20 protein-coding genes are annotated in these 14,109 nt (G+C 34.2%); 8 read left to right on the top strand and 12 right to left on the bottom strand.

The window, feature by feature from the left end:
* Window positions 1-16 precede the first annotated feature (16 nt).
* Window positions 17-556, top strand: coding sequence for a helicase (locus tag COJ46_RS10215; protein ID WP_097974166.1), 540 nt, complete (start codon window positions 17-19; stop codon window positions 554-556).
* A 3-nt stretch (window positions 557-559) separates the two neighbouring features.
* Here COJ46_RS10215 and COJ46_RS10210 read toward each other — a convergent pair whose 3' ends face one another.
* Window positions 560-928: a DUF4180 domain-containing protein gene (locus COJ46_RS10210; protein ID WP_097974164.1), complete on the bottom strand. Its 369-nt coding sequence runs from the start codon at window positions 926-928 to the stop codon at window positions 560-562.
* A 201-nt stretch (window positions 929-1,129) separates the two neighbouring features.
* Here COJ46_RS10210 and COJ46_RS10205 point away from each other — a divergent pair, with 201 nt between their 5' ends.
* From COJ46_RS10205 to COJ46_RS10185, 5 genes are all read left to right on the top strand, one after another.
* The gene (locus COJ46_RS10205; RefSeq protein ID WP_097974163.1) at window positions 1,130-1,450 is read left to right on the top strand and encodes a hypothetical protein; all 321 of its coding nucleotides are present in this window, start codon (window positions 1,130-1,132) and stop codon (window positions 1,448-1,450) included.
* A gap of 303 nt (window positions 1,451-1,753) precedes the next feature.
* Window positions 1,754-2,245, top strand: coding sequence for a DinB family protein (locus COJ46_RS10200; protein ID WP_097974161.1), 492 nt, complete (start codon window positions 1,754-1,756; stop codon window positions 2,243-2,245).
* Window positions 2,246-2,613: 368 nt separating this feature from the next.
* Window positions 2,614-3,249, top strand: a complete 636-nt coding sequence (locus tag COJ46_RS10195; protein ID WP_097974159.1) for a pentapeptide repeat-containing protein — start codon at window positions 2,614-2,616, stop codon at window positions 3,247-3,249.
* 79 nt (window positions 3,250-3,328) lie between these two features.
* On the top strand, window positions 3,329-4,213 hold the full coding sequence (locus tag COJ46_RS10190) for an RCC1 domain-containing protein (RefSeq protein WP_097974158.1): 885 nt from the start codon (window positions 3,329-3,331) through the stop codon (window positions 4,211-4,213).
* 108 nt (window positions 4,214-4,321) lie between these two features.
* Entirely contained in the window at window positions 4,322-4,840 is a 519-nt protein-coding gene (locus COJ46_RS10185) for a cysteine hydrolase family protein (RefSeq protein WP_097974156.1), read from the top strand.
* 169 nt (window positions 4,841-5,009) lie between these two features.
* On the opposite strand, the gene manA is transcribed toward COJ46_RS10185, so the two are convergent.
* Window positions 5,010-5,954: a mannose-6-phosphate isomerase, class I gene (gene manA / locus COJ46_RS10180; protein ID WP_097974154.1), complete on the bottom strand. Its 945-nt coding sequence runs from the start codon at window positions 5,952-5,954 to the stop codon at window positions 5,010-5,012.
* 23 nt (window positions 5,955-5,977) lie between these two features.
* On the bottom strand, window positions 5,978-6,850 hold the full coding sequence (locus COJ46_RS10175) for an ROK family protein (RefSeq protein ID WP_097974152.1): 873 nt from the start codon (window positions 6,848-6,850) through the stop codon (window positions 5,978-5,980).
* Between the two features lie 416 nt (window positions 6,851-7,266).
* Between COJ46_RS10175 and COJ46_RS10170 the strand changes: the two genes are divergently transcribed.
* The gene (locus tag COJ46_RS10170) at window positions 7,267-7,506 is read left to right on the top strand and encodes a hypothetical protein (protein ID WP_097974150.1); all 240 of its coding nucleotides are present in this window, start codon (window positions 7,267-7,269) and stop codon (window positions 7,504-7,506) included.
* Between the two features lie 311 nt (window positions 7,507-7,817).
* Here the strand turns inward: COJ46_RS10170 and COJ46_RS10165 are convergent, their stop codons facing one another.
* The 3 genes from COJ46_RS10165 to mobB all read right to left on the bottom strand — a co-directional run bounded on the left by COJ46_RS10165 (window position 7,818) and on the right by mobB (window position 9,840).
* Window positions 7,818-8,465: an MOSC domain-containing protein gene (locus COJ46_RS10165; protein WP_097974148.1), complete on the bottom strand. Its 648-nt coding sequence runs from the start codon at window positions 8,463-8,465 to the stop codon at window positions 7,818-7,820.
* 139 nt (window positions 8,466-8,604) lie between these two features.
* On the bottom strand, window positions 8,605-9,261 hold the full coding sequence (gene modB / locus COJ46_RS10160) for a molybdate ABC transporter permease subunit (protein WP_097974147.1): 657 nt from the start codon (window positions 9,259-9,261) through the stop codon (window positions 8,605-8,607).
* Between the two features lie 69 nt (window positions 9,262-9,330).
* Window positions 9,331-9,840 carry a molybdopterin-guanine dinucleotide biosynthesis protein B gene (gene mobB / locus COJ46_RS10155; protein ID WP_097974145.1) on the bottom strand — a complete coding sequence of 170 codons (510 nt, stop codon included), beginning with the start codon at window positions 9,838-9,840 and terminating at the stop codon, window positions 9,331-9,333.
* Between the two features lie 215 nt (window positions 9,841-10,055).
* Between mobB and COJ46_RS10150 the strand changes: the two genes are divergently transcribed.
* The gene (locus tag COJ46_RS10150) at window positions 10,056-10,412 is read left to right on the top strand and encodes a Na-translocating system protein MpsC family protein (RefSeq protein WP_097974143.1); all 357 of its coding nucleotides are present in this window, start codon (window positions 10,056-10,058) and stop codon (window positions 10,410-10,412) included.
* 40 nt (window positions 10,413-10,452) lie between these two features.
* Here the strand turns inward: COJ46_RS10150 and moaC are convergent, their stop codons facing one another.
* Genes moaC through COJ46_RS10120 form a run of 6 tightly spaced genes read right to left on the bottom strand, consistent with a single transcriptional unit; the run spans window position 10,453 to window position 14,104 of the window.
* On the bottom strand, window positions 10,453-10,935 hold the full coding sequence (gene moaC, locus COJ46_RS10145; protein ID WP_097974142.1) for a cyclic pyranopterin monophosphate synthase MoaC: 483 nt from the start codon (window positions 10,933-10,935) through the stop codon (window positions 10,453-10,455).
* 35 nt (window positions 10,936-10,970) lie between these two features.
* Window positions 10,971-11,543 (bottom strand): molybdenum cofactor guanylyltransferase, encoded by a 573-nt coding sequence (locus COJ46_RS10140; RefSeq protein ID WP_097974140.1) that lies wholly within the window; start codon window positions 11,541-11,543, stop codon window positions 10,971-10,973.
* The gene (locus COJ46_RS10135) at window positions 11,540-12,034 is read right to left on the bottom strand and encodes a MogA/MoaB family molybdenum cofactor biosynthesis protein (protein WP_097974138.1); all 495 of its coding nucleotides are present in this window, start codon (window positions 12,032-12,034) and stop codon (window positions 11,540-11,542) included. Before COJ46_RS10135 ends, COJ46_RS10140 begins: the two co-directional genes overlap by 4 nt.
* Window positions 12,035-12,067: 33 nt before the next feature.
* Window positions 12,068-12,304, bottom strand: a complete 237-nt coding sequence (gene moaD, locus COJ46_RS10130; RefSeq protein WP_097974136.1) for a molybdopterin converting factor subunit 1 — start codon at window positions 12,302-12,304, stop codon at window positions 12,068-12,070.
* Entirely contained in the window at window positions 12,301-12,771 is a 471-nt protein-coding gene (locus tag COJ46_RS10125; RefSeq protein WP_097974134.1) for a molybdenum cofactor biosynthesis protein MoaE, read from the bottom strand. Before COJ46_RS10125 ends, moaD begins: the two co-directional genes overlap by 4 nt.
* 43 nt (window positions 12,772-12,814) lie before the next feature.
* A complete protein-coding gene (locus COJ46_RS10120) occupies window positions 12,815-14,104 on the bottom strand; it encodes a molybdopterin molybdotransferase MoeA (protein ID WP_097974133.1) in 1,290 nt (429 codons plus the stop codon).
* Between the last annotated feature and the right edge of the window lie 5 nt (window positions 14,105-14,109).

Below are 14,109 nucleotides of genomic sequence, written 5' to 3'. Positions count from 1 at the left end.
CGTAGGAGAGAACAAAATGCATATTGAAAAAGAAAAAATATACCCTAATTGTCCATTTATTACTAGAATAGTAGAAATTGGTGGCCATACGAAATCACAGTTAATCGAGAAACTACAACAAGCCTCTATCTCGATAAATGAATATGGTGAGATGCTATTAAAAGATGATCACTTTACAGTATCAAATACAAAGTACAGCCTTCAAACTGTTGAACTAACAGTTAGCGATCATGGATTTTTAGAAGGAGCTACAACACCTCAAATTTATCAAAAAGCAAAGGAACTAAATTTGGAATTGTGCCCACTTGAACTAGGACCTTACATAAGACTATCGTATTTAGATCAACCAGAAGGTTTTATAGGGAATTCTAAAAAGCAATATCAAGCTCCATCCGGTTCAATCACAATTGCATCTGAGTCACTATCTGAAGATGAAGATTTTCCGAAAGGTTTTTACATTAGACGAATTAATGGTGTACTATGGCTTCGCGGATACCGTGCCGATCATCTACACGTTTGGAACAACGATGATCATTTTATCTTTTGTCAAAAATAGTGATTAGTTTGCTTTAGATAATCGATCAATTGCTTCTTGTTCTGTTGAAACAAAAAATACATTATTCCCTTTATTACACTCATAAATAAAATCTTTTAGTGCCTTACTTGTATAACTAGAAAAGTCACCTATAATCGCAAACTTAATATTGTAGTTAACGAACTTTTGAAGCGCCGCACCTGCAAGTTTCGTACTAAGATTAAAAAAATCTGCTGAAATTGCTTCTTTGTTAAGAGCTATTCGATTACTTTGATGATCATAGCTTATTGTCATAATAAGATCTAAAGCACTTTGTTCATCCATAAGTATTACAGAATCTGCATTGGCGATTGCAATTATATGTCCGTTAGCTTTTGTTGTTCTTATATTCATCTACAAATCTCCTTTTTAAAATTCAGATCATTTCTACTAGTTTAAAACAAAGATTGTGTAGCGTGAAGCGATACTTTGTTTTTTATTTTTCTGGATGTTCATTAGATTACTGATTTTCTTATGTAAGTAAATGGCAGATTAGGAACAAACAAGTATTCCATGGAGTACGATGTAGTATTCGATGTTAGGGAGGAATATACATTGAGTAATACGAATGTACATGGATTACTTAGATGGAAGAAAGAATTAAACGCAGAAATCAAAAGACTAGATAAAGAGTTAGTCGATCTAACTAAAGAAATAGATAATGTTAGGACAAGATATTCAGCAGCTGAGAAAGCATTTATACAATATCGTAACGAAACAATCTCACAAGAATTTGTTACACCATTAAGTGTACAACTTAATGAATTAAATAATAAGTACGATGCTTTATTGATAGTGAATGAACAAAAAAAAACAGCTATTACTTCAATTTTAGAAACTGTGGATTCAATTATTAACGGATATTTCACAAATTAATGGGTTTTCCAATTTTGAGGAGCTCCCTAGCCGATCGGCAAGACAAAACAAAGGTTTCGACAATAAGAAGAGAAAGAGGATTTGTGCTCCTATCAACTAATGCATGCCTTAGTTGAACAACATGAGAAAAAAATATACAGTTTTTTTATTCCAGTAAATAGCATAGTAGTTAATAAAGAACTGTTGTTAAATTTTACGCACCCCTCCCTATCGTAGATTAAGGATTGTGCTCCTTAGAGATAAAGGCTAAGTATATCTACACTGTTCTTTTTTCTGGAAATTTCAAAAAAGGAGGCTATACAATTGAGTAAAAAAGAAATCTTGCAAAATGGAGTCAAGCAAGTTTTTTACGAAGAAGAATGGTACCCACCGATTTCAGAAGCGTTAAAGAATCTAACCGCTGCACAAGCATGCTGGCAACCAGAAGGAAAGGCCAGTAATACGATTTGGGAAAATGTAAACCATTTACTCATCTTTAAAGAGCGCTTACTTTCCCGCATACATCAAGATAATACATTTGTGGCTCCACAAAATAACGATGACACATTTATCCAAGGCGGACCTAATGATGATGATGCTTGGCGACAAACAGTGAAGCGAACACTTCAAGTACATGATGCCTTGCAATCTACATTAGCCTCCCTTCAAGAAGCAGAACTAGATCAACCATGCCCTTCTCTACCAATTTGGCAACAATATCAGAATATCCTTTTGCACGATGCTTATCATACTGGACAAATTGTACAACTCCGCAAACTCCAAGGTTCATGGCCAACTCAGCGCTCATATTTATAAAGGATTAAAATTGCCTGAATGTCTCACACAACAAAACAATTCAAAGTAGCAAATAATATAAAATCCCAATTTCTCATGTTAAATTGAGAAATTGGGATTTTTGTTACTCCACTTATGCACCCAATTTTGGAATAAGCTTTTAACTAACTAAATATATTACGATTCGCTCCTCATACTGAATTTAAGATGACAGCAATTAAAAATACCTTAGTAAAAAGCAGTATATAAATAGAGAAAAAATAAGCTGTTTGTACACAGACCAAATAAAATTAAAAGTCTTTTTTTAGAACTCAAAGTTCTTTATAGTAATGAGTATCAAATCTAATGGATTTTAGTTTCATCCAACTTATTTAAAGAGAGGAATCACTATGAAAATCGATACACCTACTATCCCCAAAGAATTAATAGCTAGAAATTTTTATGATATTTTTTATGAAGAGGACCCAGAATTAGGAATGTGTGAGATTTCTGGATCTGTTTTTGAAAATGAAGTTATCGATCGAGTATATTTATATAAAGCGGTCATCAAAAATTGTAAATTTACGAATACAGATTTTAAAAATATCAGTATGACTGATGTATATTTTGAAGACTGTGATTTATCAAATTGCAATATGAAAAACTCTTCCATCCACAAAGTTATCTTTAAAAATTGTAAATTATTAGGCGCAAATTTTACGGAATCTAGCATCGGAAATGTACAGTTTGAAAATTCTGTTTTAAATTTGTCACTATTCGGAGATTCAAAACTAGAAAAAGTAATTTTTCGTGACTCTGTTCTAAAAAGCACTGATTTTTATGATTGTAAATTCAAGAAAGTTGATTTTAATAGATGTGATCTTGATGGAGCAAATTTTGAACAAACATCTCTCAAAGGTATAGATATTAGTAGTTCTACTTTTCATGAATTAACTGTTTCAATTAGTAATTTAAACGGCTGTAAGGTTTCATCAACTCAAGCCGTTCAATTTGCAGCATTGATGGGACTAAAGGTTGTAGATTAAAAGTTAAGTATTTGATTAAATCTAAAGATTTTTAGTTAGAATTACGATTTAAATCCTGTTAGTAATTGGAGGTAAAAACATGGATTATCCTTCACCGAACGAAGCGGAGTTAAAAGCGAAAATCTGGCCTAAAGATACTATAGCAGCAGGTTATCGTCATTCTGTCGGGCTTAAATCAGATGTTACGGTTTCAGCTGTGGGTGATCATAAATATGGCAAATTAGAGGTAAACGATTGGCGTGATATTGTTGCGGTTGCTGCGGGTAACGCTCACACGGGTAATTCTCATACGATTGGGCTTACATCCGACGGAACTGTTGTGGCTGTAGGATGGAATAAACATGAACAATGCAATGTAAGCGAATGGTGCGATATTGTGGCAATTGCGGCTGGTTGGCGTCGTTCCGTTGGACTTAAATCAGATGGTACGGTTGTAGCTGTAGGTCGAAACAACGATGGTCAGTGCAATGTAAGTGATTGGCACAACATTGTGGGGATTGCGGCAGGTGACTGGCATACAGTCGGACTTAAATCGGATGGCACAGTTACAACTGTAGGTAATAATCGGTATGGCCAATGTAAAGTGAGTGGATGGCATGATATTGTGGCGGTATCGGCGGGTTATCTTCATACCGTCGGGCTAAAATCGAACGGCACGGTTGTTGCTGTTGGATTAAATAAGGATGGTCAATGCGATGTAAGCGAATGGCACGACATTGTAGCGATTTCGGCGGGTAGTAATCATACAATTGGACTTAAATCGGACGGCTCAGTTATGGCTACCGGGTTGAAGAGACATGGCGAATGTAATGTAAGTGACTGGTGCGATATTGTAGCGATTTCGGCGGGTTGCACACATACTATCGGACTTAAAGTAGATGGCACAGTTGTAGCTGTAGGTAGTAATGAATTTGGCCAATGTGATGTAAGTAGCTGGCAAGGTATCCAACTAACTTCAAAATAGTTTTAGCAAAATTTTCTGAAAGTACCTCTTCTCCTCTACTGTTAATAATGATATATTTTCTTCTATAAGGTGTAAAAAATAGCCAATTTTCTAAGGGGAGATTTATAAATGAAAAAAACAGCTCTTTTAATAATTGATGTACAGGCTTTTATGTTCTCCGAAACTAATCCGGTATATAACGGGGAAACATTATTAAATAATCTAAACAAATTGATCGATAAAGCAAGAGCTACGAATACGCCAATATTTTATATACAGCATTCTGAAGAGGGCTCTCCACTTGAATACGGTACACCTGGTTGGGAAATTCAGTCAGATATCGCTCCAATTGATGGAGAGATCATCATACATAAAACAACACCAGACTCTTTTTTTAAGACGAATTTAAAAGAAGAGCTGGTAAAACAAGATATTAATCACTTAGTCATGGCGGGAATTCAAACAGAAATCTGTGTCGATACAACGACTAGAAACGCCTTTGGAAATGGCTATGAAGTTACTCTTGTTACGGATGCTCATAGTACATGGGATTCAGATGAGCTAACGGCTGAGCAAATTATTAAACACCATAATCAGACTTTGCGCTGGCTAGCTGATCCTAAAACTACTAGTGAAGTTAAATTTTAAAAAGGCAGCTAATAAGCTGCCTTTTTTCTTAACAAACGCTCGCTTTCTTCTATACTTCGCCTATCCGTGGTGCTCGTTTACGCCTTAGGTAAATTCACATCTCGTAAAGCAAACGCTTGCATTCAGTCTGGAAATCTTCTGAAGAGATGTCTTTGTTTTCCCTTAATTCTTAAGTATGCGAAACAATTATCTCACAATCTCCATCTAAAACAAATTCCCCAAATCCAACAGGAATGATGAAGTTCGAGCCTTTTGATAAACTATATTCTTCTCCACTATGGATCAGTTTTCCATTACCGTTTATTACACTTAAAAGTAAATATTGATCATTATAAGTTAAATAAGCTTTACCAGTAATATCCCATTTATATACGGTGAAAAATTCCGAATCTACAAATGTATTAATCTTTATATTTTCTTTTTCCTCTGTCTTAAATTCCACTTCTGTTTCTTGATGAGGAACTGTTGTTACATCGATTGCTTTATTCAAATGAAGCTCTCTTAAATTTCCTTCATGGTCTTTTCGATCATAATCGTATACTCGATAAGTTGTATCAGAGCTTTGTTGTGTTTCTAATACGAGAGTTCCTTCACATAAAGCATGGATAGTTCCGCTTGGGACATAGAAAAAATCACCTGGCTTGATTTTTACTCGACGAAGTAAACCTGACCATTCGCCTTCTTTAATTTGGTTAATTAGTTCTTCTTTTGTTTTGGCATTATGGCCAAATATCATATGTGCATCTTCTTTACAGTCAAGAATATACCAGCATTCTGTTTTACCGAGATCACCATTTTCATTAACCTTAGCATAAGAATCTTCAGGATGTACTTGAACTGATAAATCCATATTTGCGTCTAATATTTTCGTTAAAAGTGGAAAAACCTCTTCCTTTGGGTGACCAAATAATTCGGGTTGCTTTTTCCATAATTCATTTAATGCAATTCCTGCAAATGGGCCATTTTCAATAATGGAAGTACCATTAGGATGAGCCGAAATTGCCCAGCATTCACCTGTATTTTCATTTGGTATATTATAGTTAAAATCTGATTTTAAGGCTGTTCCACCCCAAATTCGTTCTTTAAATACTGGTTTTAAAAATAATGGTTGCATGCTAATTTCCTCCTATAGGCTATTTAAACTAGTGCATTTTTATTTAAAGCATGATGTGCAAGCATAAGAGCTCCGGTAATTCCAGCGTTATTTCCTAAACTAGGTGGTACAATATACTCATTCAATTCTGGTAAACTAACATAATCGCAAACTAGCTCTTTTAAATATTTGTAAACACTTTCAAAAACTTGCATTTGATTCATTACGCCCCCACCAAGAATGATTTTCTTAGGCGAAAGAATTAATATGTATTGCATAAGTGCTTGGGCAATATAATATCCTTCTAAATCCCAAACCTCTTTTCGATTGATCAGATTTGAACCTGTTTGTCCCCAACGTGCTTCAATTGCAGGTCCAGAAGCTAAGCCTTCTAAGCAATCACGATGGTATGGACAGTTCCCTACAAACTCATCATTTGGATGACGTCTCACTAATATATGTCCCATTTCAGGGTGTGTGATTCCTTGAAGTAAATTACTATTTACGACAGCTCCAGCTCCTATACCCGTACCAATTGTTATATATAAACAGCTATCTAACCCTTTTGCTGCACCAAAAGTAGCTTCACCTAGTGCCGCTACATTCACATCCGTATTAAAACCAATCGGAACAGAAAAATGCTGCTTTATTGCTTGTACAAAAGGAAAGCCTTGCCATGCCATTTTAGGAGTTGATGTAATCGATCCGTAAGTAGAGCTCTTCTCGTTTACATCAATCGGACCGAATGATCCAATACCAATTGCTTTTATAGGATAGTTCTTAAAAAATTCAACTACTTGTGAAATCGTTTCTTCTGGCACAGTTGTCGGGAATTGAATACGCTTAATTAAGTTGCCATTTTCATCTCCAATCGAACATACAAACTTTGTTCCACCTGCTTCGATTGCACCTAACATTTGCCATTACCTCCAATTAAAATAAACTAATTAAACCTTACATTATTTAAAGCGGTTGTAAGCTCGCCTTACTTTTTTTGTATATAGAAACATTTTTAAAGAAAATCATGCGATTAATTCCACATGATTTATTGGACGAAATATATTTTTTAATCCATATATACTTATGAAAGCTATATAAAAAGAAGACTCTTTTCATGTACAAAAAAAAGAGGCCCCTCTCCCTCGAGCGACTTCCTTTTTCGTAAATTTAAAACTAAACTACAAACGCCTATTTAACAATTTTTGCAATCCTAAGCTAAATAAATCCATGGAATTGCTAACATATTTATTAAAATCAAACACTTGTCCATTTCATTTTGCTTGTCCAATCATAAGATATCGAGATGAAATTTAAAGGAAAAGGTAGTGTTATAATGAGTTGCAACTGTAACAATGGAAGAAATAATGAGAGAAATAACGAGAGATTTAGTGATAGAAATAACGAAAGATTTAATGATAGAAATAATAATAGAAATAATAGAAGAAATAACGAGGTTACGTTTAATGCGAGAATCACAGTTGATCAAGAAGACTTCTGTCGTGCAGTAGATCGTTGCGACGATGAAAGACGCGATAATTCCGGTCGTCGTAGTGACAGATGGTGGAACTTTTAGGTTCATAAAACAAAAAATAGGAAAATCGATTTTTTCCGCTACTAGGAATTAATTGAATGATAGGATCATCTTCAATTTCTTTTATGAGAACATCTATCTCTGCCTTTAATAGGATAGATGTTCTTTTGCATTTCAAAAATAAATTTGAAATGCTTAATTCTCGCAAAAATGGAATGATGTCAATTTTCCTTATAATAGAAAATGAGATTGTATTAGAAGTTATTTTTAGGAGGAGTCTTAATATATAAAAGCATGTTAATAGAAAAAGAAGCCGCTCTATCTGAAAGCGACTTCCCGTATACTAATAATATTTAAACTAAACTCTCCAAACGCCTATTTAACCGAATTCTCCAATCCTCGGCTAACTCAGGAACTTCCAATATCGCTTTTATTCCTTCAACATTTTTTGGATCATGGAAATAAATCTCGTTACAATAAAGAACGGAAACTTTATTTTTTTGAGTTTCGATTAATTCAATATTCGAATCTTTTCTGATTGTTCCCTCTTTTAATACACGGCATAAGTAGCCTGTAAAACCTGTTTCTACGATTCTCTTAAGTGCTACATTCGTTCTTCTTGTAATTGTGTCACAAGGTATTCTGCTTTGAGTAATTTGTATAATCGCATCGCCAATTTGGTAGATATCGCCAATGCATACTTCTTTTTCTAACATATTTGTGACAGTAATATTTTCTCCGAATGCTGAAAATGGTAAATTTAGATTAAACTCTTTTTCCCAAAGTTCGTAATGTTCATATGGATACACACATACAGCTCGGTCTGGCCCACCGTGATGTTTTAAGTCAGCTACTCCATCACCTTTAAAGCCTTCTTTTGATAAGTAAACTTCCTCTATTCCTTCTTTACAAATACCTGTTAACATTTCTTTGTTTTCGCCATATTCCATTTTACTCGGTAATCCTACTGCAAGATTAATTAACTCAACTTTATTTGCCATACCTTCCACCCTCTCATTTTTAAACTTCTAATTGTAAAACTGGGTTTTATTTTATGTAAATTAAATTTTTGGAATAAAAAGGAAAAACGCCCTACATACAGCATTATATACTAATTTGAGACAATACCAATCTCCAAAATCATTTTTGTTTCAACTGTACGACGAACAGCATAATAAAAGAAATTGCGACCATTGAAAGCACCCATAGCCATGCCATTTTCATATTTCCAGCATCAATTGCTAAATATATTGCTGTCGGGACAGTTTGTGTTTTTCCTGGTATGTTTCCAGCAAACATAAGTGTAGCTCCGAATTCCCCTAGTACTCTTGCAACGCTTAATATACTTCCCGAGATAATGGCTTTTATTGAAAGTGGAATTGAAATCAAGAAAAAAACATTCCATTCATTTGCACCACAAACTCTTGCTGCCTCTTCAATCTCATTGTCTACACTTTGAAATCCAGTTTTTGCAGATTGATACATAAGTGGAAACGCTACAATAATGGATGCAATTACAGCGGCCCACCATGTAAAAACAATGGGTTGGTTAAATACCCATTGAATCATTTTTCCAACGAAGCTTTGTCTTCCGAAAATGACTAATAGTAAAAACCCTACAACTGTAGGAGGAAGAACTAAAGGTAACATTAAAATTGTTTCTAGAAGTGTTTTACCTTTAAATGATTTCATAGAGAGAATTCTTCCAGCTATAGTCCCTAAAATAATAACGATAAATCCTGCCACGATTGTAACCTTAATGGAAATCTTAAGGGGAATTAAAAACTCTTCAAACAATTTAAATTCCTCATTTCAAAATAAACCAAATTTTCATCTATTTTTTTTATCTTCTATGAAATTACCTTTTTACATTTCATTCATCAAGTAATCTAAATAATTTTCTTCATCATAAAGATGGAAATATTGATAATCTTTCAATCTACCCTCTTCAATCTCAAAATGGCTGATCACACAGATAATATTCGTTAATGAATCGAGTAAATTCAGATCATCCTCACTTCTTATTAATACTACTTTTGGGTAACTTTCCCTTTTATAACCTTCAATAAAAATAATATCTGTTGAAAAAAAGCGATATAATTCAATTGTTTTCTTTAAATCCCAATTGATAAAATTTGTTCTTAATTGCAAGACACCATCACCTTCAACACTAGAAACGATTGCTCCTGCATCCAAGTGACGACTACTGTCTTTACGTTCTATTTCTAAATCAGGCGCACCGCCATGACCATGATGTTTTATAGTAGCAGCTAATAATCCTTGGTGATTGGCCTTTTTAATGAGTTTTTCAGTAAGTGTTGTTTTCCCACTATTTTGATAGCCTACAATTTGCAAAATGGAATAGTTCTTTTTCATCGCTCTCAATTCCTTTTTATTAAATACTTTTATTATAAGGAGCCTACTGAAAAAACACCATTAATACAAAAATCAATTTAATCGATTCTTGTATTGATGGTGGAGCAGTTTGGTAAAGTCTTAAAGAAGATGTTCACTAAAAGTTTTTTTCTTTAATATTTCTAATCATTGTTTTATGATAAGATAAACGAGAATTAAGTTAAGGGGTATATGTAATGTCTAAAGTCATCCATGAATTTAATGACTATATACGAAAACTGCGTAAAGAATTATTTGGTAAAGGCCCTGAAAGAATCCATACTGTTTTTGTTGAAAATATGGCTGTTTCAACTTTGTATGGAAATCTAACACCTACTGAGCTATTTATCGCTCAAACTTCTGAAGGGCGTGATATCGTACATAATGCTAGAACTAAGATGATTCAAGATGTTTATGCGAAAAATCATCCAGTTAAGTTAGAAGAAATCGTTGATGCAAAGTTTATCAATCTTTTCTCGGATATGAAAGTTGAAGAAGATATTGCGATTTCAGTTTTTGTATTTGATAAAAAATTAGAAAACTTAATTGATTAGATCGTCGATGCTACTAATCAATTAAGATTAGGTTCCAATCTTATTTATGGAAAAAGTCGCCGCTTTTACCACCTTTTTTTTGAACTAAAAACGTTTCTTTTATGACCATACTTTTATCAACGGCTTTACACATATCGTAAAATGTAAGGCCAGCTACACTTACAGCTGTAAGTGCCTCCATTTCAACTCCAGTTTTCCCACTACATTTCACTGTCGCACGAATGATTAAATCATATCCATTAGGTACCTCTACATATTCGAATGTAAAGTCAGTTCCTGAAAGTGCGATTGGGTGACACATTGGAATAATGTCAGAAGTTTTTTTAGCTCCCATAATTCCAGCAATTTGTGCAACATTTAGTGGATCACCTTTTTTAATTGATCCATTTTGAATTGCTTCATATAATTCCGTTGAAATCGAAATTGTACTTTGTGCAATCGCAATTCTAGTAGTGATGTCTTTTTCTGATATATCGACCATTTTAGGTCTTCCTTCTTCATTCCAATGTGAAAATTCACTCATGCGAGTACCTCCAGGTAAGTCTTAAATTTGACAAATTAAATCCAGTCACTCGGACTATTTATATTCTTAAAAATGAGATCGTCATTTGAAAATTGTACAGTCATTACATTTACTTCACTGAATAACAACTGAACTTTTCGATTGTTTTTATCTAAAATCTCTTTCATTTTTTCGATGCAATTTCGATGATAGAGCGCAAATAGTGGTTGAAGTTTATCGGACTGGATTGGAACGATTGCATCAACATTTGTATTTTCTGCCCTTTCGATCATATTTTTTACAAAGTCAGCTGTAATAAAAGGTGTGTCGCATGCTAGGACAAAATACCAGTCTTTGTTTGGTATGTTGGAAAATGCATTGTATATCGCATACAAAGGTCCTTGGTATTCTTTAGCTTCTTCCTCTGTGACAAACTCTAGATGATCATTTTTACTAAAATAAGGAACTAGTTTTTCGTTCGTTGAAATGATAATCGGTGAAATTGAATTTTCCTTTAATGCTTCTACACTATATTCATACAATAATTTGTCTTTATACGTTTCAAACATTTTTGGTTTACCGTAACGGGATGACTTTCCACCTGCTAAAACGACGCCAGCTATATTCATTGCCTGTTTAATTCTTCCACAAAATGTTGGCAAGTCGGTAAAATAAGTTTTGTCATTGCTAGATTTACTGCGTTTTTTGAACCTGGAATTACGTAGATCGCTTTATCGTGAAAGCTACCTGCGATTGCTCTACTAAACATAGCCTTTGGACCAATTTCTGTATAACTTAATAAACGGAACAATTCTCCAAATCCTTGCATTTCTTTATCAAGTATTTTTGAAATTGCTTCATATGTAACATCTCTTTTCGTAAAACCAGTACCACCTGTTATAATCATAACTTGAATCGTTTCATCTTCACTCCATGATCTAACAATTGAATCGATCAATGCTATTTCATCTTTTGTGATTTTATAATCATGGACGATATGTTTTTGCTCTTCTAATAAAGCTTTAATTAGTTTACCGCTCTCATCATTTTCAACAGTTCTAGTATCACTAACTGTTAAAACGGCAGCGTTAACAACCGCTTTTTTATTATGATTATGCATCATTCTACCTACTTTCAAGCTTGATAAAATCCATTAGCCCCCACTTACTGGCGGAATAAAAGCGACAGTATCTCCATCATTTACAATTTCGTCATCCGTTACAAACTCTTCATTTACTGCAGTCATAATCTGATTCAATTGTGGTAGATCATAGTTAGCCATAAGCCAGTTTTTTAACTCTTTAACGTTGATTCCATTTTTATCGGTCACTGTTAATTCATCAGTTCCAGCTTTCTCTCGTAAATGAGCAAATAATAATACTTTAATCATTTTGATTCCTCCACACTTGGTTTTCCTTCTTGGTATGGTGTATTTTCTAATTGATCACCGATCCACATCGTACCATCTTCCCAAAATTCTTTTTTCCAGATCGGAACGATTTGTTTAATTCGTTCGATTGCGTATTCATTTGCTTCGTATGCAACTTTACGGTGAGGAGAGGAAACTGCAATCACAACGGCAATATCGCTAATCTCTAATCTTCCAATTCTATGAGTAATCGCAACAATCGCTTCTGGCCATTTCCCGTTGATTTCATCACCAATTTGGGCAAGTTTTTTTACGGCCATTGATTCATATGCTTGATACTCTAGCGACAAAGTCTTTTTTCCTTTAGTTAACTCTCTAACTGTACCAATAAAAACAGTAATGGCTCCTGCATTTCTACTTTTTACTTTATCTGAAACTTCTTCAACAACAATCGGTGTATCGACAATATTAAATAATGTTTGTTCCAAGTAAATCACTTCACTTTTCTTAAATTAATAGTGTTCTATTTATTTACTTATAAGCAGGTATGAAGTCATACCAAGGCCATTTACTTCCTTCATGGTCTTCTAATAATAATAAGTCGACCGACATACCTTTTTCATATTTTCTAGTTCCTCCAGGTAAAACAATAAAAGCATCCGTATATGCTAATGAAGATACGGCGCTAGACTTATCAAAACCTGCTGGAATAGCTGTTAATTGACCTTCATGATAAACAATTTTACCTCTTACAAATCTTGTAAAAGGATTTGGTTTTGGAAAGTTTTCTCCTAAAATTGCACTGACTCTTTTTAAATGTGGTGTTTCGTTAAATAAATAAGTTTGGACGATTGGTCTAACAAATAGCTCAAATCCAACAAAACAAGCAGAAGGATTTCCAGATAAACCGAATAATAATTTATTTTCAAAATGCGCTACTGTTGTTACACTTCCTGGACGCATGGCAATTTTATTAAATAAAACTGTAGCACCTAATCTTGCATAAATATCTGGTAAATAGTCATAATCACCGACAGATACTCCACCAGTTGTAATTAGCATATCAACTTGCTCTAGGGCATTTTGAACTTCTGAAAAACAAGTATCCAAATCATCGCTAAACTTTCCTAAATATTTAGGGATTGCACCTGCTTTTTGAATTTGAGCGAGAACCATATAAGAATTACTATTGCGAATTTTACCAGGTTCAAGCGGTTCACCCACATCTAGAAGTTCACTCCCTGTTGCAATGACTCCGATGACTGGCTTTTTCGCTACAGGAACTTGACTATATCCAAATGTAGCAAGTAAAGCGATCACTCCCGGGTTGATTTCAGTTCCCTTTTTAACAAGAATATCACCTTTAAGCGTTTCTTCCCCTTGGAATGAAATATTATCGCCTTTTTGATAAGAACGTTTAATTTCAATAAACGTTTTACCTTCAGTTTTTATCTCTTTCGCTAATTCAAGCATAACAACTGCTGAACAACCTTGAGGTATTTGTGCTCCTGTCATAATACGAACAGCCTGCAATGGTTCTACTTCATTTGGAAAAACTGAACCGGCTCCAATTTCGCCAACTACTTCAAAGATTGTTGGATTTTCATTGCTTGTAAGAATAGTATCTTCAGCTCGAATCGCAAAGCCATCATATGGAGAACGGTCAAAAGCAGGTATATCCTGATCAGCTTTTAGATCATCAGCTAATACTCGGCCATATGCTAAATCGATTGAGACCATTTCTTGTGATCCGTGTTTGGCAAAATCCATCACTTTACGAACTGATTCTTCGATCGGTAGTGGTACGCGTTTTTCAACCATTCTTT

This window comes from Bacillus sp. AFS077874, from assembly GCF_002566505.1.
In the GTDB taxonomy this organism is placed as follows: domain Bacteria; phylum Bacillota; class Bacilli; order Bacillales; family Bacillaceae_G; genus Gottfriedia.
Note: the sequence above shows the minus strand (reverse complement) of the source record. Positions and strands in the feature narration are given on the sequence as shown.